The sequence below is a fragment of the Maribacter sp. R86514 genome, from assembly GCF_044597005.1.
Taxonomy (GTDB): Bacteria; Bacteroidota; Bacteroidia; order Flavobacteriales; family Flavobacteriaceae; genus Maribacter.
On record NZ_CP138999.1, the window covers coordinates 970,558 to 994,186 of the forward strand.

The window sequence follows — 23,629 nt, forward strand, 5'->3', positions numbered from 1 at the left end:
CCCTATTAAGAACAATACCTTTGTACTTCAATTTTGTTAAATAGTAGAATTCAATAGTATGAGTAAAGTAAAAGCAGATAGTCAAGTAAAAGTACATTACACGGGTAAACTAAGTAATGGTCAAACATTTGACAGTTCAGTAGGTAGAGAGCCATTAGATGTAAAATTAGGACAAGGTAGCTTAATACCAGGTTTTGAAAAAGGATTGCTTGATATGGAGGTTAATGATAAGAAAACTATCGTTATCGCTAAAGAAGATGCATACGGTGAAAAGCAAAAAGAGCTTTTTCAAACAGTTCAAAAATCTGATTTACCAGCAGATATGGAACCAAAAGTAGATATGGCACTTATGGCAACAAATGCAGATGGTAGCGAAAGACAATTACGTGTTGCGGAAGTAAACGAAAATGACATCGTTGTAGATGCAAATCATCCATTGGCAGGTGAAGATTTAACCTTTGAATTAGAATTGGTTGAAGTTCAATAAAACGTATTGCACATTATAAGAAAAACCGCCTACAAGGCGGTTTTTTTGTTTCTAAGCCTATAGGTTTCATAGTGCTAAATGGTATATTTGAATATGCATTTAAGAACACTGATATTCCTTATTACCGCGATTGTGATTATAGGTTGTAAAGAGAAAAAAATCACGAAGCCCCAACCTGAAAAAAAGGAAACCATTTCAGAAAAAGTGGCTACTTCTACTTATGAAGATATAGAGGGTAACCCTATAGAATTAAGCGATTACAAGGGTAAGCGAGTTTTGCTAAATTATTGGGCTACATGGTGTAGGCCATGTATAGAAGAAATGCCGGAAATGGAAAAAGCCCAAACCATATTAGCTAATGAAAATTATGTTTTTCTATTTGCGTCTGATCAGTCCATAGAAAAGATCGTGAAGTTTAAAGAGTCACGCGGATTTCAGTTAGAATTTATAAAATTTAATGGTGTGTATGCAGAAGAAAATGTAAGTGCCCTTCCAGCAACATTTATATATAATAAGTTAGGGGAGAAGGTATTGCGTTTTGATGGCGGATTGAAATGGGATAGTCCAGAAATGATTGAAAAACTTAGAGCAGTACAGTAATGCGATTAAATATTAGTTCCGTAGTTCTTTTTGTAGTAGCTAGCTTGCTTATGGGTTGCAAGGAAGAATCAAAAATACCAAAGGCAGAAGTGCCGGTAGCTGTAGTGCAAGAAATAAAATCTCCCGCTTCGGCATCAAGTGCATTGCCACACCTAATGTCCAATAAAGATGTAGCATTACTTTCATGGGTAGAAACTTCCAATGATACTATTTCTACCATGCGATTTTCAGAATTGATTGATGGCGAGTGGCAAGAAGCACAAAATGTACTGAGTGATACAGATTGGTTCGTAAATTGGGCAGATTACCCTATGATTACCGAAAACAACGGTTATTTATGGTCTCACATATTAAAAAAATCTACTGAAGGCACCTATTCATATGATATAAAGATAAACGTGAAGCCTAAAGGTGCAACTGTTTGGAAAACAGACATGCCTTTACATACAGATGGTACACCTACGGAGCATGGATTTGTAAGCATCGTGCCATATTACAATAACTTTTTTGTGAATTGGTTAGATGGTAGAAATACCGAAGAAAATAAAGCAGGGGAGCGAGGAGCTATGACACTTAGAGCAGGTGTGGTTTCTGTAACGGGAGAACTATTGCAGGAATATGAATTGGATGCACGAACCTGCGATTGCTGCCAGACAACTTCCGCAATAACCGATAATGGTCCTGTTGTAATCTATAGAGATCGCTCAGATAATGAAATTCGAGATATTAGTATTGTTCGTCAAGTGGAAGGGGAGTGGACTGCACCCAAGGTAATTCATAAAGATGATTGGCAGATAAAAGGCTGCCCGGTCAACGGACCTAAAGTAGATGCTTTGGGGAATAATTTGGTAGTAGCATGGTTTACCGGAGCATCAAAAAAACAAAAAGTACAAATTGCTTTTTCTTCGGATGGTGGAGCCGAATTTACAAAACCGGTCATAGTTGCGGAAGGCGCTATTATGGGTCGGGTAGATGTGTTATGGATGAATGAAGACCAAGCTGTTGTAAGTTGGATGGAAGCCAATGACAAAACCGCATTATTCATAGCTATGAATGTACATAAAGATGGCACAACTTCCAAGAAACAATTGATTACTGAAATGGCAGATTCCCGTAAATCTGGATTCCCTCAAATGGAAATGGTTGAAGAAACCCTCTATTTTGCGTGGACCGAGCAAGTGGGCTCAGTTACACAAGTACGTACAGCAAAGATGTCTATTGATGCGTTTTCGTTTAATTAACCGATAATAATTCAATGTCAAAAATTAAAACCGATCCACCAGGTATACCGCTGAAATCAAAACTACCATAACCTAAGTGAGCAGGTATCAGTAATACGCCGCTACCACCTTCGTTAAATAGTTGTATACCTTCTGTCCAACCTGCAATAACCTTATTAAGGTCAGTGTTAAAGCCGTTATTATTTTGGTCAAAAACAGTACCGTCCAAAAAGTAACCTTTATAGGCTACCGTAACATTTGCGGTTTCTGATGCAGGTTTAGGCCCATCCCCTAAATTCTCGATAATATAATGTAAGCCAGAGGCTGTAGTTTCAGAATTTAATTCATTTGCGGTCAAATATTCGTTAATTTCCTTCTCGTTTATTTCGGTATAATCAACGGGTTCCGTCGTTACAGGATCATTGTCGTTAGAAAGGCAAGAAACCATTGTAATGGCTATAAAAAGTAACGCAATATATTTCATGATAAGAATTTTGAAAAGTTAGTGTTATGAATGATGGTAAATGGAATTACAATCTTTTAAAGGATATAGATTAAGCGATAAAGGTATTTACAGAAAAGCGAACACTACAATTCTTGTATAGGTATTTTTGAAACTTTATGGCTTGAGATTGCGATTCAAATATAACAGCTTCCGTAATACTGTTCGCTAAAACAAGATGCCCAATAAGGTACTCAACGTAGTAAGTATTGTTTTCGGATAAGAGCACAAAGTTAGGTTTGGTCGTCACGTTTATTATTTTACGATACTAAAATAAAGCATTTATTTAAGTGATCCTAATTTTTTTAAAATTCCTTGTAAAATGGGGATTCTACTAGGGTTGGATCGGTAAGTTTTCTATATGATATGTAATACCCATTACCTCATATGCAGCTGGTATAAAAAAATAAAATTAAGATAGTTTTTAATTTTTGGCATTATAATTGCAATTTCACAAGTAATTATTAATATCAAATTATATTACATTTATGAGTACAGGAACAGTTAAATTCTTCAATGATGAAAAAGGCTATGGCTTTATTACGGAAGAAGGTTCAACGAACGATCATTTCGTTCACATTTCAGGATTAGTCGACGAGATTCGCGAAGGCGATGAAGTAGAATTCGAACTAACCCAAGGAAAAAAAGGTTTAAACGCAGTTAACGTTAGAGTTATAGAATAAACTTCAAAAAGTCCGTCAGCAATGACGGACTTTTTATTTGGTAAAAACCCAAATGCGGTGCTAGGCAGCCGTTTCTATTAAATGTCTACTATCTTTATAGATATCTCAAGGTAAGTGCAATCTTGTAACGCCTTGTTAACCAAATGTAATACCATTATTAACTATATATATTATAAACACTATGTTAGATCAATTAAAGCAAATGGCAATTCAAAAATTGCAAGAAACAATGAGCGCAAATTCTTTAAATTCTGAAGCAACTAGCGGAGCTGCTGAAGAGGGAGCATCTTCGCTGATCAACAGTCTTATGGAAAAAGTAAGTGCCGGCGATTTAAGTGCGGTAACAAGCTTATTTTCAAATGACGGTAATGCAACAGAAGACAGTGGCATCGTTCAAAATTTGAAAGGTAAACTAGCTGAAATACTAGAGAGCAAAGGTATGAATGCGGAAGAGGCACAAGCGGAAGCTAGTAATGTAGCACCAGGTTTAGTAGATAGCCTTAAAGAAAAGTTTGAATCGAATGAAGCTTCAGACGCTGCATTCAGTTTAGAAAGTCTTAGCGGTTTAGTTGGTGGCGATGCTGGCAGCTTACTTAATAAGGCGAAAGGACTTTTCTAAGAGTAATTACTTTTCTAATAGTACATATGAAACCGTACAGCAATGAGCGGTTTTTTTATTTAAAAACTTTATATGGTTTTTTGTGTATTAGGTCTAATTTTTGAGGAAAATTCATTTTTAAACACAATCAATTGTAATATGACACGTTAATTCAATAAAATAATTGGTTTATGAAAATTTCATTGAGTTCCCAAAAAGTAACTGTTTTATCCGAATTAGAAAGAAAAAGAAAATCGGTAGCGCAACTATTATTGAAAATGGAATCTTATTTATATGAACCACAGACCTCTAAAGGCTTTGAAAAAAAGGAAGATTTAAAAACTACGATACATCGTACAGCGAATAGCACCGATGCTTTACTTGAAATATTGAAAGAGAACGATATTTCTATTATGGAAAGTATGGATGATATAGAACGCCAAATAGAAGAATGTTATGATTTGGAATTAGAAGTAGCAAAGTATGTTTTAAACCGATAACATAAACCGTATAATATTTATGAAAACCGCTCAGAAATGAGCGGTTTTTTTGTGCCTATTTGTTGTGTGCTAATTATTTAAGATATAATAGGGTAGTGACAAGTATTTGAAATAGGGGAGTTGGTACACTAAAACGTGTATACAAAAGTTGTATATATAACCACAATTTTAAATGACCTTTTAATGGAGACGTTATTACCTATCTTAAAAACAGCTAATTACAGTAAAGACGAAAAACTACAGTTTAAAGAATTTTTATTTAATGACATTATAGCTCCTGTTGTGGTTTATGGTAAAGATAGCGGTAATGCCATAGTGTATGAAGGTGCTTCGGATGAGTCAGATTTATATAATAGATTTCCGGGAATTAAGAAAGAGGCGCTTACGAATTTAAAAGCAATAGATGTAGCATATCAAATAACAGATGCAGAGGGGTCAAAAATACTATTTGCCGAAGGTAATGAATACGCCAGTGAAAAGATATTGGATAAGGATTTCATGATTAAGATTGCGGCAGAGCTGAAGTGCGATACGCTGATGGTTGGTATTCCTTTTAAAGGTATGTTGATGGCTATAGATGCTAATTCAGAGATGCGTTTAAAGCTACCAGTGGTCGTAAAACAGTACTTTGATAATCCGCAGCAAGATCCTATTTCAGATAAGGTATTTTTGGTTCAAAATGGAGAAGTGGTTGCCATGGGAGGAGAGAAATTACCAGAAAATAAATCGGAAGATAATTTTGTTATTTCTGAGAATAAGGCGCAAAACTATGGTATTGAACTAAAAAGTAAGAATATAGAAGAACTGGTAACCGATATAAATACATCTTTTCAGCAGGTTATGCTTATGATATTGCAACGTAAATCTTTTGGCGGTGAAATAACCTTTAAATTAAGTAAGGCTATTGTTAAAGATGAAACTTTAATTAATAAATGCAATTCTATCATAGAGCAGATTGAGAAGAACGAAATGCTACAAACCATTTCTCAGGCATTGGCATCAAGTAAAGTACAGTTTAAGTTTTTGCATGATGGTATACTAATAGCTCCAACAGCGACGGCCATACCAAGTGAATCTAAGCCAATAAATGCACCAAAAGAAGTTGTCAAAGAAACCATTAAGAACATAGAACCAGTTGCTGTAAAGAAAAAAGCACCGGCGACGACCAAGAAATCTAAACCTTGGTGGAAATTTTGGGTAAGTAAAGAACAAGAAACTCCAGAAATGATTAAAGCTGCAGAAGAAAAAGCAAAACTAGATGAACTGAAATCTGGTACACAAAAAGATTTCGATAAGTCTGATCATAATAAGTTTATGCCTAAATAACTTAAGGTTTTGAATGTTGACAATTGCAATGAAATAAGTATACAATAGTGGAGTCTCAAAAAGTCTATTTTACATAATATAAATTATAGAACAATTATAGTAGTTTTGTGGATAGCGCATTTCCGCGCTATTTTACATAGTTACGTTATAAGGTCCGCAGGAGAATTATAACTAAGTAATTATGTAAAAACGAAACTACGGTAAGTTTAACTATATTCTAATTTAGGCAACTAAGTCAATCGTTTCATCTCGCCACCAAATAATATCAGCCACTGGCTAATCTTGTTTGTCACGAATTTAAAAGCAAGACTTTTAATTACATTTAAAATTTGAGTATTCGATAAAATGTACATCATATTTTTTTCTAAAGCATTCTCGGCAGCTTAAAAATCTCGTGAGATAATTTCTTAGCCCTTGCTAACCTCTCGTCATCATTGAATCTTTTCTTTAGGCACTTCTAATATTATGTAAAATAGAATTTAAAAATTGTAACCATTAAGTGTAATGTTTAACTTTTTTTATTGATACGGCAAAGTATACTTTGAGCGAGATGATGTAGCTGCGAAACAAACCTGACTGTCGGCAGTCAAGAAAATCAAGGCTTACAGTTTCGATAGTTATCGGAATTTAGAAACAACCTGCCTGCCGGCAGGCAGGTGTTCGGGTCAGTCGCTATATTCTAGAAAGCATTCTAACTCTTAAGACCGCTTTGAACTCTTTGAAACATTAAATTGGACAACAAACCTTAGTACCAGCCCTCTAGAATATGGCCGCTCCCCTCGCCTATTATTTAGCTAAAATTCTCTTAGGCCGGCCAAGACCAAGGTAATTTTAAAAATTTGAATCCAGAATTCACTATAAACCCTTACAATTCTACTATTTTATAATTAAAATCCCTTTCATGTATATAGGTATCATAGTTGCGTTGAATAAACTTTAACTCTCTTTCAATTCTTTTATGTTGATATAGAGTTTCTTGTCCTAAAGCTTTTTTAAGTTTTTCAAACCCTTTTTTTGTAATTACAACTAGCCAACCACTTCCCGTTTCCGAATGTAAGTTTCGACTATTATTGTATTCTTCTCCTGATTGCCAATGAACGGATTCAACTACCAACTGGTCATCTGCGTCCAACCATCTAAAACTCCCTTCAGAACTTAGTTTCAAACCCATAAATCTGGCTAAATCAGCGTTAAAAGCCAACCAATTCCTTTTGTTGTTAAAAGTCATTAACCAGTTATAATAACAAATACTACTTGTAGTATCCCCAAATTCATAATTCTCATAATAACATTTCTTTATACTTGAAAATATTAAATTAGAATCGACTTGATTGTCATATACATCAACGAAAGATTGACGATTTTCAGTTGTATACCCGTCACCCTGACCTTTAATCATGGTCGTTTCTGCAAGAACAATATAGTCCTCGGTAATTTCAAACTTTAATGTTTCATTTAAATATTCATCTGATATTTCATGAGCCCATTTTTTATCAGCAGATGGTGCGTAGTTGTCATTTTTTAATATCGATGATATAAACTGTGGCTTTTCATAAGGCGCTAGATAGTATAAGGCTTCATCAAAAATATTTGATATATATATCGCCAACTCTTTATCAATTTTTTTAAGCTCTACTAATTCCTTCAAGACAATCATCATCCCATTTATTACTGCTTGACTTCTTGGTCTTAAATATGTGGTTCTAACTCTAAATCTATTATCAAACAAATTTCTTAATTCTTCTTCCGATAAGTCTCTATACCACTCGGGGATAACATTATTTTTTGAATGTTGCACTACTCTTGTAGCTAAATTAATTAGCTCGTACTCTGTGCTTTCACTTATTAATTCTAGTTCTCCTCTATATATCCAAACATATTCAATTGGGTTTTCAGTTTCGGGCAAATAACCTCTTTTGTCAATTCTTTCAATTCTTTCTTCTTCACTTAGAATCAAACCGCCTTTCCCTTCCAATTTTAAGGTATAAGTCAAGGGTTCTTTCTTTGTTTTTAAATCAAATAAACTTTCTATGTCCATATCCATTCTTCTCAAAACTCTAATGGCTATATTGTGAATATCAAATCTTTCATGATTAAGCATCTTAGTTATCTCAGTTGAAAACTCTTTTAAGTACTCAACATCAATTAAACTAATACCTGCCACAAGTTTTATGAAAGTGTTGTAGTACTGTTTGACATATATTTTTTGCAACAATACTTTGATTAAATCTTTGTTGTCATGAAAGTTGTTTAGTAAAATTTCATTGATAAAATCATCAAACCTACATGGTATTTCCACTAAGAAAATAATAGTTTGATAAAGTAGTTCTTCTTTTGTTAAATCACCGTCTATTTTAGGAGTTCCTTCTGTTATATAATGAGATTTTAAAAGTTGGGTTCTATAGTTAATAATTTCATTGTGTATATCTTCAATCTCCACGTCATCGGACATAAGTTTAAATATAGAATCATACTTACCAATAATAGATTCATGGTCAATTTTAAAGTTTTCAGAAAAATCTTTTAGCGCTTTATTTTGAACAAATTCTTGGTCTTCAATTTTATGATATAGAGAGTACGCCTTAACCCTTAAACCATCATCATATACTTCTCCCCAGCTATTATAAGTAGCTTGACTTAATGCATTTTCTATTATTTGTTTTGTAGTATCAAAGTCTCTTTTATCATAAAAAAAATTCGCAATCTTAATCAAATCAGTACTATCGAATTTTTTTATTTCGAGTATTGATTTTAATTCTACCAAACTTAAATGTGGATATAGTTTTTCAATAACACTAATCCACCGAAAATAGCCATGCTCTTTCTCGCTCCTCATTGCTTCAACCAATTGATTATAATCTTTAAACGATTCAATTGCTTCATCTTTAGAATAAGTTGTCCCATCTTGAAGAGTTAAATGAGAACTTGTGTCTCGATTTTCTTTAATCATTAAATCATTCAATCCAGTTTCCGTTAAATCAAACTCATTGTTATTACAATATTTTATAAGCTTGCCCAAATAATCATTTTGATGTTCCAGAATTGCATAAACCTTAATATCCTTAACTATTTTTTTAATTTCTAAAATTGATAAATCAAGCTTTAATAAATTATTAAAAAAGCTATTTCTACTATGATGATTATTATCAAATGCGATGACTAATCTTATATATAAAGTAACTATCAGAGACCTCTTCTCTGGAAACTGCCTAAGAAAGTGTTCTAATAAGATTTCTATACCATCATTTAATTCGACAAGCCCTTCCATTAACAAATACTTGAACATTTCAAACCCATTGCCCTTTTTAAGTGAATAAGTGAAAATTTCTTTGGCTGGTGTATGTGAAGCTGAATTAACTTTTTGATAAATTGAATCTAACCTTTCTAAATAATATTTTAACTCATTAGAATCCACTTCCTCAAACTTCCCTAACCAATCGACTAGGTAATCGATTTGATTGTCTTTTTCTCCTCTAACATCGAGTGAAATTTCCATTAACTGACTTAAAATTTCTTTTCCTTCCTCAATTTTACCTAATAGCGACCATAATTTAATTTGATATACTCCTTTTTCAATTCTGTCCGTATTATACCCATCTTGGAAAATTGACTTGTCAAGCCTTTTTAAATGATTTATGCACCAATTATTATTCTTTTGACATTTAATAACCCAATCTATTACTTCTTGCTGTTTGCCCTCTCTCCAATACCTCTCATTTTTATTCCATTCAAGGGAAACTTCAGAAAGTATGTTATTTAATAATTCATCTGAAATTTTTGAAGAAAGTCTTAAGATAAGATTTATGATATCTGCTTTATTTTCATGAATTGAATATTCATATCCTCTATCTGTAACATGATTATGGAAATAATTGAATATTTGCTTTAGCCTATAAACGAATTCAATCGAAGCTTCCTTTTTTTCATGATGAATATAAGCGTATGATTTACCTAGTTCCGCATATTCATTGCAAAACGCTTTTAAATATCGACTTCTTAAATCTGGTATGAGAGTAATGGTATTAACCGAAAAATCTTGATGAATTATATAGTATAGCCTTGAATAATTGAAAACGTAATTGTATAAATTATAATGGTTAATTGAACTACCTATATCCTTGTTTATTGGTTCCGTTAATTTTTCAAAAACAATCTTTCCTTTCTCTAAATCTTTATTGATTAGTACGTGAAATAGGGCCAATCTAAGATTAATTATATTGCTATTGGTTACCTTCCATTTTGAAAGTTCGCTTTTACAGTACACATAAAAATCATCTTCATTTTTCAAATTCCAAACAATCTCAAAGTAGCAGAAGAATAAATCTCCACCGATACTTAGATTTTGAACAGAAAGGATAAGTTCCTTGAGACCTTCCCAATCATTCTCAGCAATTCTAAAATGTAAAATCTCATTAATGGATTCAGATAGAACATCTCTTCCTTCATCCGCAGGGTATTCTTTTACAACTTCAAAAAGTCTTAACTTTTCAACAATCTCCTCAACAGGGTTAAATAAACTTGAAGCTTTAGCCCAAGTACTAATCAAATCAATTTCGTCTATTTGATATACAGACTCTCTGGACATTTTTCTAGCCGATACTTCCTTAACGTTGTTTAATATATAAGTAGGTTCAGCTTTTTGAAAAATCTCTCTAGCTAATTCATTATAGCCTTTCTTATATAGTAATAAGCAATAATCTAATGCGACTTCTTTTTCTACAAATAACTCTACATTATTGTATATGAAAGAATTTGCTAAGTCTATCATTGATAGTTCATGATAGGTTTCATAATACAAACTTGGAGTAAAATTGTTAATTCTTTGTCTAAGTTCGTATTCCGATAGAGAACAAATTAGAAGAGATTTTATGTTTTTCGTAAAACCATTCGCTTGGGCTACGAGCTTAATGTCATCTTTAATATAATTAGTATTTCTATAGGCAAACCATTGTTCTCTAAAGTACTCCTGAGATACCATTTCGGCTATTAAATCAAACTTTTCAGCTTGAAACAAATGGTAAATAATGTTCCATTTGTATTCATCATCTATGTCTTTTATACCCTCATATATTTTTAGATGATACTGAGTATTTAAGCTATTATTGAATTCGGCTGAAAATATATCTTTGGCTGTTTCTTCAATAAGAAATTCTTTAAAGCTGTTATGAAAAAATTGCCATAAGTTTCCTTTTTTAAAGAAATAATGTTCGGCCATTCTTTTTGCTTCTTCGGCTTCTTCTCTTGAGAATGAGAAATTGGATAATAGTTTAATATCTATATAAGAATATCTAAATCTTGATAAGATTCCTAGCAGTTCAACAAACTTGGCATTTGATTTAATGCTACTCCAGAACACCCTATACTCATCATAAATATCTCCACTAAAAATATTTCCATCAATTATTTTTTCAAAATTCTGATATCCTTTACTTAAAACTTCTTCTATTGTATATCTCAGAAATAAAGGATGTCCTTTTGAATTAAAATAAAGCTTTTCTAACTGATTTTGATTTAGGGTTAAATCATATGATTTTGCAAGATTATCGACTTGTTCTTCAGATAGAGGTTTTATAGTAATTACTCTATCCCTATCCATTAAATCAAGTTTGATTCTTGGAGGAAGGTCATCTAATCTTTCTATCGTTCTTGTTCCAAGTATGAAATATATATTTTCAGGGATTTGTTCTGGTAAAGGAAGAATAGATATTAAACTTTTATTTATATTTTGTTCCCTTTCGATATGGTCTAATCCATCTATTAAAATAAATGTTTTTACACCGCTCCAAGAAATTTTCTCAAGCTCTTCCTTAAAATGTTTTTGAAGGTCTTCAATATCATTTGTCGGCAATCTATCCTGTAAGGAAACACCTTTTTCTCTAATTTGGACCAATAAATCTTTTAAAAACAGTTTCGCTTCTCCTCGAAAACCAGAACTATAGTTCATGTCTTTGTTTACATATGCGTAATATTTGAGAATTTTATGATTAGAGTTACTTATCCATTTTGTTAGCAAGGTTGATTTTCCAGAACCAGCGTTTCCAATTAGTGCAATATAACCTCTATCATCGATTTCAGTCAATTCATTTAGTTTCTCAAGGGTATCATTTATTGGTTGATAATGTATTTCATCAATAAAAAATGAATGTCTGAAATGGGTTTCATACCTATGCCCAAGTCCAAATTCGGTAAGTATTTTCTCCTTGGTTAATTTAACATTTCCATTACGCCCAATTATTTCAAATATAGATTTGGCAATTTTATCAATATCTATCTTCCTTTTATTCCATATGTAACTGTCTAAAATTTGCACATTATTTGTGTCATACTCAAAAATGAACTCAAAATCTTTGATGAATTGAATTAAGTCGCCCTCACTAGCTTCTGTTTTAGTTTTAAGCTCCTCAAAAACGGCCTTCCAAGCAAGTGGCAAATTATCAAGAGTATAATTTCCTGACTTTATTTTACTCCAAAAATTGGAAATAAATTTTTTAAATGTCGGTTTAGGATTCCCTCTATAAGAGCCTATTCTATCATTTTCAGATGGACTTTGCGATGTAACTAGTTTAGCATCAATTTTGTGATTGGGATATTGATTTTTTAGTTTTTTCCAACCTATAAATGAGCCCTCTAAGATGCTTTCAGTTTCAGAAGAAGTAAAGGATGAAAAAGAGAATTTTGATGAAGCAATATTTTTGACTTGATAAGCAATTATTTTATCCTCTAACCCTATCAAAACATCATCCAATTTACCTGCTTCACTACAAGCTAATTCAATCCATTCGATTTTGTTATTCAATAAATAATCATAGATATTAGTGGCGAATACTTCGTATTGCTTAAAATATCCTGCAATTGCTGCAACTTCACCTGAATTATCATCGCTCATTTTTCATTTCAGATTTAAAAATTAAGAAATGAAATATAAAGATTTTTAACAAGTAACCAATTACGAAAATCCGTTATATAAATAAAAATTATAGTAAGAAAACCATTCCACAGACATTGACCTCCCTCCTACCGTCGGTTCGCATAATAAGTATTCCATTACCTTTAGAGAAGAAAGTTTTTAGAAAGAAAAAAATCAATGAAGATTGTAACAACTTTGCCAGCGCTCCATCTCGCTTAAAAATATTAAGGTCTCCCAGACCTTCATATTTTATGCCGTAACCGAAGTTATAGTTACATAAAGCGGAACATTATAATTCAAAAAATGAATCATAATTTGTCGTGATATAAAATAGCGGTAAGTTATTGCGAATATTGAGCCAATTCAACAAACTGGCGCTATTCGATAGTAAAAATTATTACTTCTTAGAAGTTTGCTCTAAATAGGTGCTTTCAAAGATTTTATCAGCATTTGCAGCTTCAAAACCTTCTCTTCTGTGCTCCCTTTGAATATCATTCTTGTCTAAAGACTTAAATTCCGGTAGTATAGAACGCTCTGCGAATTCCACATAACTTCCTGAAATTTTCATTTTTTCGTTATGGGCAAAAGTCGCGTCTACCATTTCGGCTACCGAACTACTTTGACGTAATAAGCCATCATTACTGGTTTTTATAATTCCGCCAGATGAATTTAGGACAATTCCCAATCCTTTTAAAAATTCATTGAAAACCTCTAGGGAATTGTATGGAGAAGGCAAATCATGAACGCTAATAGTATAATGATTTAAATAATAGCGGTTGTAAATTACCCAAGCTGCATATTCACTTTCCTCCGATAGTTTTTGAAAATCAGCTAATGTTGGCAACTTCCATAAAGGCTTATAGAAAAAATCTCCAACAGCCTGGGTGTCGTCTAAATCAATGGCATCTATCGGGTCGGCGATGATGGTGTTGGTATATTCAGAAATGATACGTTGCGCTTGATTAGAAAGGTCCTCTACTCTTAACTCGCTAATAAAAATTCTAGGATATTCTGGACTTGGCGGTGCATACCAATAGGCATCTAATTTTTTAGCAGCAAAGTGATAGGAATCCATTTTAGAATATCCGTAGTGTAAAAATATCTTTTCAAAAGAAGAAATCCCCAAATTAGGAACACCAAGTGTACGAAACGCTATATGATCGTTTATAATCTCATTTTCGTTAGCGATCATATTGGCATCGATCATTGCATTGGTAATTTTTTCTACATCGGTTACACTTTTTTTATAGGGAAGAAACAAAGCTGTTAACACTTTATCTAAAGCAGTATTCTGTTCAAAATTCATAGTCCGCAGGTATTAAGATTTGATGGTAAGATTAGTTTAGCTATAATTATTGTACAAAGTTCTTGTCTATTTTAACAATAAACAATTAACATTGTATGTTTATTGATAAGTATGACTAATCAATTAGAATTTAGACACCTCCACTACTTTTTGGTATTGGCAGATACCTTACATTACCGAGAGGCGGCAGAGAAATTGTACATATCTCAATCTGCCTTAAGCCAACAAATACAGCGTTTAGAATTTATTTTGGGGAAGAAATTATTTATACGCACCAATAGAAAGGTACGTTTAAGTGCTGAGGGAATTCTTTTTAAACAAGAAGCGGTGCTGATTCAAAATCAGGCTACGGTGTCTATGGAACGTTGGAAATCTGCGGTTTCTGGCAAACAAGGATTACTTAAAATAGGATTTGTAGGTTCCGCCATGCAAAAATACCTGCCTCCTATTATTAAAAAATTTACCGAGACGCACCCGAATATAGAATTTTACCTGAACGATCTAAGTAACACTGATCAGCTTTCCGCTTTGGAAGCAGGCAGCATTGATATTGGGTTCATACGCTCTAATATTGTTTCCCCTGCCATGGAAATTAAGTCGGTATTCAAAGAAAAATTCACCTTGGTTCTACCTAAAGAACATGCCATATCTAAAGCGAATTTTAAAGACGTTTCGCAATTATCAGAGGAGTCTTTTGTTCTGTTCCCAAATGAGAATAGTCAAATGTATTATGACCAAATTGTAGCGCTTTGCAATGACCATGGTTTTGCTCCTAAAATATCACATCGATCCATACATGCCCCTACTATTTTTAAATTGGTAGCAGGCGGTTTGGGTGTTTCTATAGTACCCAACTCTCTTAGAGATGACAAGAACGATAACATTAAATTTATTGAATTAAACAGTGTACCACAGGAAACCGAGCTATTTGCGGTTTGGAAGAAGGCAAATACAAATATAGCTCTGCCTTATTTTTTAAAGATTTTGTAATCTCGTTTTAAGTTGAAAAGTTATAAGTTTAATTAAAGAGAACTCCAGTTGATTCTACATGTTACTATAGAATCAAAATTTAATGAGAGTTTGATGGCGTTTCTAATAATACAATCTAAAATCCAACATTTTACAGACATTGTAATGTCTTTGGTGCAGCTCTTCTACGACCTCGAACATATCATCATCTTCTTTGAATAAGTTAAAGAATGCTTTATCAAGATTTGCACTGCTTACACCGTTACGAGCATTTCCGTAGCCAGAAACGGCCTTGGCGTTTGTAATATCTAAAAAGTACTGGGCTTCCTCTTCGTCAAAATCCAGGATTTTTGCATTTGAAAAATGCAGGATTTTGCCTTTTAAACGACCTTCAAAGATTTCTGCAATTTCTTGTAAGGTATAGTAGTAATCATTTAGACAGATACTATTTGCTTCGCCATGCATCACTAAATAAATAATCTCATAATCCTTAAAATTATGATCATCTAACACCAATGCGTTTAGACTATCTTCTAGTCCTTCTATGGTATCGCACGTTTTGTAGATACTTGCAATGCCATATTTCATGGCGAGCTGTTCCAAGCTTTGTTGTGCTTCGGTAAGTTGTTCGGTTTCTATATCATCGACACCTTCTAAACAGTAAATGAAATGGTCTTCATCTGTTAATTGTTCTTGGGGTAATTGTCTTCTTTTCTCTAACAAGCTTTTGTATTATTTGGGGTGTATGAAATACAAAATTACTGCAACTGTTTTATTCTTTTTAGCGTTTTTGGGATAAATATGGTTGGTAATAGGTAGTGCCTCCCTCCCATTGATAGTTATTGGGTTTTGTTAATGTAGCTAATTTTTGCTTCTAGATTTCAACTCACGAAAACCAAGTATCATCAAGACGACCATTAAAACTAAAAAATAAATAGTGGTAGCACTACTTTTAATAATTGAAAATATACTGGTGATGTTTACAGAAGTCTCTGTAACAGTTGGGTAGGCATTTAGCATGGTAATAATACCGATGTTTTCAAAATAATCCGCTATACCCGCAATTATGGGTAATAGACACAGATAAAGGAATTTAGGGCTCAATTTAGGTAGTTTGGTGAGGAAATAAGCCAGTATTGCAGCATAAGAAATAGCAAAGAGTAATGGGTACATCATATCTACAGGAATTTGTTTGATGAGATACGTTTGGCGACCGGTATCTCCTAATGTGTTGAAAAGAGTTTTTACAACCTCTAAATCATATCCTGTGGGCATCATATCCAATAATTGTAATCCGTTCGAGAATTCCATCGTTGCCGGAATGGTAACTAAAAGCATATACGCATAAACGATATTGGTGAGTAAAAAAAGGGCTAGAACCTTTATGCCTGAATGTTGTTTTTCTAACTGTTTTATAAGTCTTTCCATCTTGTTATATGCTATTTAATTAATTGTCTTGCGATGAATTATAAATAACCGGCATCTGCCCTATCCATTTATTCCAAAGCTTATTATCACCAATGAGACTAGCCATGAAATGAGCGACATTAATTCGGCTCACTTTACCAGCATTAAATATGGCGCTACGTGTAGGTGAAGGAAAAATTTCATAATCGCTAACCTGCTCTTCGTTTATTAATCCGTCTGGTCTTACAATAACCCATTCAATGGCTTTGTTGTTTTGACCAATTTGGGTTCTTAAATAATCTGCCGCCTTTTCATTATCTACATGAGGCGGAAGTAATAGGCGGAGCAGACCTATGACACATTTTTGTGCAAAAGAAATCCGTTCGTCCAAATCACGATTACGGTTTCCGGTCGTATTCATTAGAACAAACTTTGTAGTACGTTCTAATGTATTGGCTTGTATGGCATCGCATAGGCGTTTTGTAGCATCGGTAACCAATTTTCTGGGTTGGCCATAGATTCCCTTTCAGGTTAAATTATGCCCTAAACACGATGCTACAGCATCGCAATCTTTGACTATATTTTCCATTTCAGCATTGCTTAATGCTGCAATACTCGCAGTGATAATTTGAATATTGTCATTGTTCTTCCATGATTTCGGGAGCTTATGAGAAGAACGTACAATTACTTTGACGGAGTGCTGTTGCAAAAGAAGTTGTGCTACTAACTGACTACCCGTGGCGCCACTGGCGCCGACCACTAAAACTTTCATATTGATTGATTGATTGATTGATTGATTGAAGATTTGATTGATGATTTGATTGTAAGACGATGAAATACTAAAATTGTTACAGATTTTAGTCTGTATATGTTTAATTTTAAGTTAGTTATAAGGTTTTATAGTTGTTTTGCTTTACGTAATATTTTAACCACTCTACTATGTGTAATTTGTAGTAAATTCCAATGATAGCCCTCAAAATCGGTCGTGTTCATAAATTGAACCACTACGGCGTCAATATCCTTATGATATTCAGCCATACTTTGGTAGCCCGGTATTAATCCTCCATGATTAAATTCGTAGATAGATGCATATATTTTCATCTCTTTTTCATTAAGTAAACTGCCATCGTTTAAAGATTTCAAGAAGATTCCCACATCTTCGGCAGATGCAATCATAGAGCGATAATCGGTCGTTTTAATATCCTTTTCAACACCAACATAATAGCCGCTCATTAAATCATCCATATCTATTTCGTTCATAGAGCCGTAAGTATTATGAAGATTCAAGGGCACTAGTATGTTTTCCTTTATAAACTGAAAATTAGGCTTGCCGGTTACCTTTTCTACTAGCATGGAAAGCAATAGATAATTGGTATTGGAATAGGCATAGTCAGCATCAGGTGCAAAATCAGCAGGCTTACCCAAAATAAGAGCTAAAGCATCTTCACTAGATTTTGGCGGCTCGTTCCAGAAGTTTGGTGTATCGGTGAAATTAGGGATGCCGCTTCTGTGCTGTACCATCATTCTAACGGTGATCTTTTCTGCATTTTCAATTTGTTCAACAAGCTCAGGAAAGTAATCGGCAAGAGTTTTATCAAGCGATAAACGGTTGTCATGGACTAATTTGGTAATTGCTACGGCATCATATAATTTACTGATACTGGCAATTTTGAAAAGTGCTTTTGGGTTAACGGGAATTTTATTTTCAGTATTATGATAACCAGCGCCATAAAACGCAGGAGGTTTACCGGCTTCATCTACATATACAATGACTCCGTCAAATCCGTAACCTAAGGTTTGATCTACTTGCTCTTGTACCGTATTCGGTAAGGGTAAGATCCAAGCTTTCACTAAAATCCACGGTACAAACCATAAAGAAATGAAGGTACTGGCAAATAATATGATTCTGAATATTTGTTTTTTCTTACTGGTCTTTGGTTTGGTATGTTTCATGATGCTGTCCCATTGGTGTTTTGTATGATGTAAATATATTTTGATTCAGGATAAAAATGAATTGGGACTTACTGAACTGTAATTTATTGAGTGTGAATTGAGAGATTTACGTTTTTAATAAGTGATGCCTTAGTGAATGGTTTTTCTTATAAACTTATTATTCAATTGGTTACAGCATTAATTATTTTAAAAAGGTAGTCTCAGTTGAAATTAGTGCCCATAAAAAAAGCGGGATAATTATCCCGCTTCGTATATAAATAGAGCGTAATTATTAATCTTCTATAGACAGTTCAAAATCTAGAACGGTTTTATTAGCGGCATCAATTTGAACGTTATCTGCGGTTTGCATGATATAGCCATCCTTTTCGACTTCAACGGTATAAGATCCCGCATCTAATCCCATAAGCATATAACTGCCATCAACATCGGTAAAGGTAGTCGTATTTAGCGTATCTGCACTAAATAAGGCTATTTGAGCACCTTCAACACCTACGGGTGTTTCTTCTTGTAACTCGGTAACAAAACCTACAAGTGTTCCTGCAGTAGATAAATTACTTGCCTTGATCACCGGTTTAAAATTAAAGCCGGTAATGTTTCGAGTACCGCCTTTTGCTACAAAAGACCTACTAACATCGAAGTCCAATAAAAGATCAGATGTCAATCCGCCATTTACGGTTATACCAGGTTTAACAAAAACTTTGATTCCTGATTGTGATCCGCTTGGTACTTTTAAATCATAAATAGTACCATCTTTAAGTACCACATTTACACCTTCCACATAAACACGAATTAGGTCGTATGTACCAACAGGTACTTCTAGGTTGGCTAAATTTTCGGTAACACCATTGGTAAGCTCTAAAAGGTTTACTTGCACCTCGTCTTCCATAAGTACGATAAACCGGTTATCACCATCTGTTTCTACCGATGTACTTGTACTATCGATCATTTCCTCATCTAAATTTACATCACCTTTGTACCTGGCATCGATCTTGAATACGGTGACATTGGCTTCGGCTACCAAATCATGAGGAAAGGGCGCATCGGTCAATTTAACCGATAGCCTGCCATAATCAGAAGTTACGTCATTGTCATCTGAGCAACTCATTATTAGGGTACTGAAGGTAATAAATGCAATAACTAAAATGTTAGATTTTATAAATTTCATTTTTATCAATTTGTAGGTTTGTTTTAAAATTAGCGTACTCTATTAATTCAAACAACTAATAACGGCAGAATCTTGCCTGAAATTAAAGTTATTCGATGTATAGCATGTTTTTCGATATTTAAAGGTGTTGTAATACATATTATTAAAAATTTGATACTACTCTTGATTAAGTTTTTTGGGTAGTCAAATATCTAAAAATGTAGGTATCTATTTAGTCTAGCAATTTTTTTTAGCTGTAAAGCACAGGTTAGCTTTCAATTTCCTAACTTAGCCATGTAAACTTTAGGAGTAGCTATTTCATAGTTTGAGAAATATCCTTAGAACCTGATTTGATTAATATCAACGTAGGGAAAAGTTAACGGGTTCAATACCTGTACTTTCCATTTTTCAATTCATTTTTTAATGCACTCCGTTTACATCGTAAACACATCAAAGTAGCACTTTGCGCTTTGATAAAGCAATTTAAAAATGATAAACATCATCGTAAACGACACCCCTCGCCTCTTTAAGGCAACTATTACTTTACAAGAAATCATTAGTGAACTGGGTATTTCGGTAAACGGTATAGCCGTAGCCGTCAACGAAAATATCATTGTCAAAACAGTGTGGAACACGACTACGCTGCAACAAAATGATGAAGTTCTGGTCATTAGGGCTACCCAAGGTGGTTGATCAATCCTCGTATTTTAAGAAACAGCATAAAGAAATAAAAACCAAACAACACTATCGCCAAGATGAAAAATAAGGACACAGCACCAAAACAAGGTGGCATTACCCGTAAACCATTTCCAAATTCCAAAAAAATCTATGTGCCAGGTAAATTATATCCTGAGGTCAAAGTAGCCATGCGCGAAATTACCCTGACGGATACCATAGATTCAATGACCAAAAAGAAAACACCCAATGAACCGGTAACCGTATATGATACTTCTGGCCCCTATACCGATCCCAATATAGCTATAGATGTACATGCCGGTATAGAAAGGATACGGGAAAACTGGATAAGGGAAAGAGGTAATGTAGAAGAATTGGATACATTCTCATCTAAATACTGCAACGAGCGATTAAACGATAAAAGTTTAGATCACATGCGTTTTAAGTTGCTGAAGAAACCGTTACGGGCTAAAAAAGGAGAAAACGTTACCCAACTACACTATGCAAAAAAGGGAATCATTACCCCAGAAATGGAATATATTGCTATACGTGAAAATCAGCGTATAGATGAAATGACGCAAATAAGAAAACAGCATAAGGGCGAGCATTTCGGGGCATCTATTCCTGATAAAATTACACCCGAATTCGTACGAGAAGAAGTAGCTCGAGGTCGTGCCGTAATACCGTCTAATATTAACCACCCAGAGGCAGAACCTATGATTTTGGGGCGTAATTTTTTGGTAAAGATAAATGCCAATATCGGTAATTCTGCCGTAACCTCTTCTATTGAAGAAGAAGTAGAAAAAGCCGTATGGGCATGCCGTTGGGGCGCAGATAATATTATGGATCTATCAACGGGCGAGAATATTCATGAAACCCGTGAATGGATCATTCGCAACTCTCCCGTTCCCGTTGGTACCGTACCAATTTATCAGGCACTTGAAAAAGTAAACGGGGTTGCAGAAGATCTTACTTGGGAGATTTTTAAAGATACCTTAATAGAACAGGCAGAGCAAGGAGTAGATTACTTTACCATACATGCTGGGGTTTTGTTACGCTACGTGCCTATGACGGCCAAAAGAGTAACCGGTATCGTGTCCCGTGGTGGGTCAATTATGGCAAAATGGTGTTTGGCGCACCATAAAGAAAGTTTTTTATACACGCATTTTGAAGATATTTGCGAGATACTAAAACAATATGACGTTGCATTTTCTTTAGGAGACGGGCTACGCCCAGGTTCAGTGGCAGATGCCAATGATGAGGCACAGTTTGCAGAGTTGGAGACCTTAGGAGAATTGACCCAGATCGCTAGAAAGCACGAGGTTCAATGTTTCATTGAAGGTCCTGGGCACGTACCCATGCATATGATTAAAGAAAATATGGAAAAACAGATCGATGTCTGCGATGAAGCGCCATTTTACACATTAGGCCCTTTAACGACCGATATTGCACCGGGCTATGATCATATAACATCTGGTATAGGTGCCGCCATGATAGGTTGGTACGGCTGTGCCATGTTATGCTATGTAACGCCAAAAGAACACCTGGGGTTGCCTAACAAAGAAGATGTTCGTGTGGGTGTGGTAACGTATAAATTAGCTGCCCATGCCGCAGATTTGGCAAAGGGGCACCCCGGTTCTCAACATAGAGACAATGCATTGAGCAAAGCCCGTTTTGAGTTCAGGTGGGAAGATCAATTTAATTTGGGGCTAGATCCCGAACGCGCATGCGAATATCATGATGAAACCTTACCTGCCGCAGGTGCCAAAATAGCGCATTTTTGCTCTATGTGCGGACCAAAGTTCTGCTCCATGAAAATCTCTCAAGAAGTACGTGATTTTGCCGCTGCCAATGATATTGTAGATAACGAAGTAATACAAAAGGGTATGGACGAAAAATCAGAAGAGTTTAAACAAAAAGGTTCAGAAGTCTACCTGTAAATGCATAAGAAAGTTCCCACGCGAAAAAAGCGTGGGCAGGCTTTCCACTTCAATCTTTTGCAGAAAAAGCAAAAGGATTTTCATTGCAATCCTTAACTCAGAAAAAATGATCGTAGTAATAGCACCAGAAAAAGATATACCCAACGAGATAGCCATTTTACATGAACTGTTTCAGCAGGGCTTGAATTATTATCATTTGAGAAAACCCTTTAAAAACTATGAAGAACATTGCGATTATTTGAATGCGATTGATTCAAAATATCATGATAGAATCGTGGTGCACTTACATCATCAATTGATCAATGATTACAATCTCAAAGGTTTACATTTTCAAGAGCAAATGCGAATAGACCATATTGACAACCTTGGTCAGTATTTCAAAAGCTTAGATATGTACGGTAAAACCATAAGCTCTTCTTTTCACGATCCAAAAGTTTTAGAAGATTGCGAGTTTGAATTCGATTATCATTTACTGAGTCCCGTTTTTTCATCCATTTCTAAAAAAGGATACAAGGGTAAAGGGTTCGATGTTAACACTATTGATAAATTGATCGTTGGTATGGGCGGTATTGACAATGCAACGGTAAAACCAACGTTAGCGCTCGGTTATAAGGGCATCGGAGTGTTAGGCGGAGTGTGGAATATGGAAAAACCGGTAGAGAGCTTTGTGTCGCTGAAAAAGCACTATGATACTGCTGTTCAGGAGCAGAAGAAAGCATCCATCAGAAATAAAAATTATAAGTTATAGTTAAAAAATATGATACCAACCTTACATTATATCTCTCAAGGTAAAACACCACAAGAGCATTTAGAGCATATTCAAAAAGCCTGTACCTCTGGTATTGAATTGGTGCAATTACGACTAAAAAATCAGCCAGAAAGTGTAGTGTTGCGTACGGCACAAAAAGCAAGGGAAATAACCTCTAAATATCAAACACGATTAATTGTCAATGATTACTACAAAGTGGCGGCAGCGGTTAAAGCAGACGGAGTGCATTTGGGTAAAACCGATACTAGCCCTGTTACCGCCCGAAAAGAACTAGCGTCTTGGCAAATAATCGGTGGCACCGCCAATACGCTTGAAGATTGTGAAGCTTTAGTCGCAAAGAAAGTGGATTACATAGGTCTAGGTCCTTTTCGATTTACAGAGACCAAAAAAAATTTGAGTCCCGTCTTGGGCTTAAACGGTTACTTGACCATACTCGAAGAACTGAAAGCGCAAGTACCCGTTATTGCCATTGGCGGTATTCTTGCAGAAGATATTAATGAAATTATGAAAACAGGTGTACATGGCATTGCCATGTCTGGTGAGGTGACCCGTAATTTCAATAAGGTACCAGAGTTGAAAAAATTGATCAATGGAGGTCCGCTTGACGAGCAACGTTGGATATCCGAAGAAAAAAGAAAATAAT

Annotated in this window: 19 protein-coding genes, 1 pseudogene and 1 riboswitch; of the genes and pseudogenes, 12 read left to right on the top strand and 8 right to left on the bottom strand. The window is 34.5% G+C overall.

Annotated elements, in window-relative coordinates:
* The first annotated feature begins 58 nt into the window (after nt 1–58).
* From SJY30_RS04310 to SJY30_RS04320, 3 genes are all read left to right on the top strand, one after another.
* The gene (locus tag SJY30_RS04310) at nt 59–487 is read left to right on the top strand and encodes a peptidylprolyl isomerase (RefSeq protein WP_396634370.1); all 429 of its coding nucleotides are present in this window, start codon (nt 59–61) and stop codon (nt 485–487) included.
* Nucleotides 488–580: 93 nt separating this feature from the next.
* The gene (locus tag SJY30_RS04315) at nt 581–1,087 is read left to right on the top strand and encodes a TlpA family protein disulfide reductase (RefSeq protein WP_396634371.1); all 507 of its coding nucleotides are present in this window, start codon (nt 581–583) and stop codon (nt 1,085–1,087) included.
* Nucleotides 1,087–2,328, top strand: a complete 1,242-nt coding sequence (locus SJY30_RS04320; RefSeq protein ID WP_396634372.1) for a hypothetical protein — start codon at nt 1,087–1,089, stop codon at nt 2,326–2,328. Before SJY30_RS04315 ends, SJY30_RS04320 begins: the two co-directional genes overlap by 1 nt.
* On the opposite strand, the gene SJY30_RS04325 is transcribed toward SJY30_RS04320, so the two are convergent.
* Nucleotides 2,321–2,791: an FKBP-type peptidyl-prolyl cis-trans isomerase gene (locus SJY30_RS04325; protein ID WP_396634373.1), complete on the bottom strand. Its 471-nt coding sequence runs from the start codon at nt 2,789–2,791 to the stop codon at nt 2,321–2,323. The genes SJY30_RS04320 and SJY30_RS04325 overlap by 8 nt on opposite strands.
* 506 nt (nt 2,792–3,297) lie before the next feature.
* On the opposite strand from SJY30_RS04325, the gene SJY30_RS04330 reads away from it, so the two are divergent.
* The 4 genes from SJY30_RS04330 to SJY30_RS04345 all read left to right on the top strand — a co-directional run bounded on the left by SJY30_RS04330 (nt 3,298) and on the right by SJY30_RS04345 (nt 5,916).
* Nucleotides 3,298–3,492, top strand: coding sequence for a cold-shock protein (locus SJY30_RS04330; protein WP_396634374.1), 195 nt, complete (start codon nt 3,298–3,300; stop codon nt 3,490–3,492).
* A 181-nt stretch (nt 3,493–3,673) separates the two neighbouring features.
* The gene (locus tag SJY30_RS04335) at nt 3,674–4,111 is read left to right on the top strand and encodes a hypothetical protein (protein WP_396634375.1); all 438 of its coding nucleotides are present in this window, start codon (nt 3,674–3,676) and stop codon (nt 4,109–4,111) included.
* A gap of 170 nt (nt 4,112–4,281) precedes the next feature.
* Nucleotides 4,282–4,590 (top strand): hypothetical protein, encoded by a 309-nt coding sequence (locus SJY30_RS04340; protein WP_396634376.1) that lies wholly within the window; start codon nt 4,282–4,284, stop codon nt 4,588–4,590.
* 183 nt (nt 4,591–4,773) lie between these two features.
* The gene (locus SJY30_RS04345; RefSeq protein ID WP_396634377.1) at nt 4,774–5,916 is read left to right on the top strand and encodes a hypothetical protein; all 1,143 of its coding nucleotides are present in this window, start codon (nt 4,774–4,776) and stop codon (nt 5,914–5,916) included.
* Between the two features lie 865 nt (nt 5,917–6,781).
* Here the strand turns inward: SJY30_RS04345 and SJY30_RS04350 are convergent.
* Together SJY30_RS04350 and SJY30_RS04355 are read right to left on the bottom strand one after the other, a co-directional pair.
* Entirely contained in the window at nt 6,782–12,802 is a 6,021-nt protein-coding gene (locus SJY30_RS04350) for an AAA-like domain-containing protein (protein ID WP_396634378.1), read from the bottom strand.
* Nucleotides 12,803–13,220: 418 nt separating this feature from the next.
* The gene (locus tag SJY30_RS04355; protein WP_396634379.1) at nt 13,221–14,129 is read right to left on the bottom strand and encodes a DUF1338 domain-containing protein; all 909 of its coding nucleotides are present in this window, start codon (nt 14,127–14,129) and stop codon (nt 13,221–13,223) included.
* Nucleotides 14,130–14,240: 111 nt separating this feature from the next.
* On the opposite strand from SJY30_RS04355, the gene SJY30_RS04360 reads away from it, so the two are divergent.
* A complete protein-coding gene (locus SJY30_RS04360) occupies nt 14,241–15,119 on the top strand; it encodes a LysR family transcriptional regulator (protein WP_396634380.1) in 879 nt (292 codons plus the stop codon).
* A gap of 102 nt (nt 15,120–15,221) precedes the next feature.
* On the opposite strand, the gene SJY30_RS04365 is transcribed toward SJY30_RS04360, so the two are convergent.
* From SJY30_RS04365 to SJY30_RS04385, 5 genes and pseudogenes are all read right to left on the bottom strand, one after another.
* Nucleotides 15,222–15,821, bottom strand: coding sequence for a DUF6642 family protein (locus SJY30_RS04365; RefSeq protein WP_396634381.1), 600 nt, complete (start codon nt 15,819–15,821; stop codon nt 15,222–15,224).
* 138 nt (nt 15,822–15,959) lie between these two features.
* Nucleotides 15,960–16,526: a hypothetical protein gene (locus SJY30_RS04370; protein ID WP_396634382.1), complete on the bottom strand. Its 567-nt coding sequence runs from the start codon at nt 16,524–16,526 to the stop codon at nt 15,960–15,962.
* 19 nt (nt 16,527–16,545) lie between these two features.
* Nucleotides 16,546–17,277, bottom strand: a pseudogene (locus SJY30_RS04375) (NAD(P)-dependent oxidoreductase).
* Between the two features lie 125 nt (nt 17,278–17,402).
* The gene (locus SJY30_RS04380; RefSeq protein ID WP_396634383.1) at nt 17,403–18,458 is read right to left on the bottom strand and encodes a serine hydrolase domain-containing protein; all 1,056 of its coding nucleotides are present in this window, start codon (nt 18,456–18,458) and stop codon (nt 17,403–17,405) included.
* 271 nt (nt 18,459–18,729) lie between these two features.
* A complete protein-coding gene (locus SJY30_RS04385) occupies nt 18,730–19,623 on the bottom strand; it encodes a DUF4382 domain-containing protein (RefSeq protein ID WP_396634384.1) in 894 nt (297 codons plus the stop codon).
* A 274-nt stretch (nt 19,624–19,897) separates the two neighbouring features.
* Nucleotides 19,898–19,991, top strand: a riboswitch (TPP riboswitch).
* A 100-nt stretch (nt 19,992–20,091) separates the two neighbouring features.
* On the opposite strand from SJY30_RS04385, the gene thiS reads away from it, so the two are divergent.
* The 4 genes from thiS (at nt 20,092) to thiE (ending at nt 23,628) form a co-directional block, all read left to right on the top strand.
* Nucleotides 20,092–20,295: a sulfur carrier protein ThiS gene (gene thiS, locus SJY30_RS04390; RefSeq protein WP_396634385.1), complete on the top strand. Its 204-nt coding sequence runs from the start codon at nt 20,092–20,094 to the stop codon at nt 20,293–20,295.
* Nucleotides 20,296–20,357: 62 nt separating this feature from the next.
* A complete protein-coding gene (gene thiC, locus SJY30_RS04395) occupies nt 20,358–22,217 on the top strand; it encodes a phosphomethylpyrimidine synthase ThiC (RefSeq protein WP_396634386.1) in 1,860 nt (619 codons plus the stop codon).
* Between the two features lie 106 nt (nt 22,218–22,323).
* Entirely contained in the window at nt 22,324–22,965 is a 642-nt protein-coding gene (locus tag SJY30_RS04400) for a thiamine phosphate synthase (RefSeq protein ID WP_396634387.1), read from the top strand.
* 9 nt (nt 22,966–22,974) lie between these two features.
* Nucleotides 22,975–23,628, top strand: coding sequence for a thiamine phosphate synthase (gene thiE, locus SJY30_RS04405; protein WP_396634388.1), 654 nt, complete (start codon nt 22,975–22,977; stop codon nt 23,626–23,628).
* The last annotated feature ends 1 nt before the right edge of the window (nt 23,629 follow it).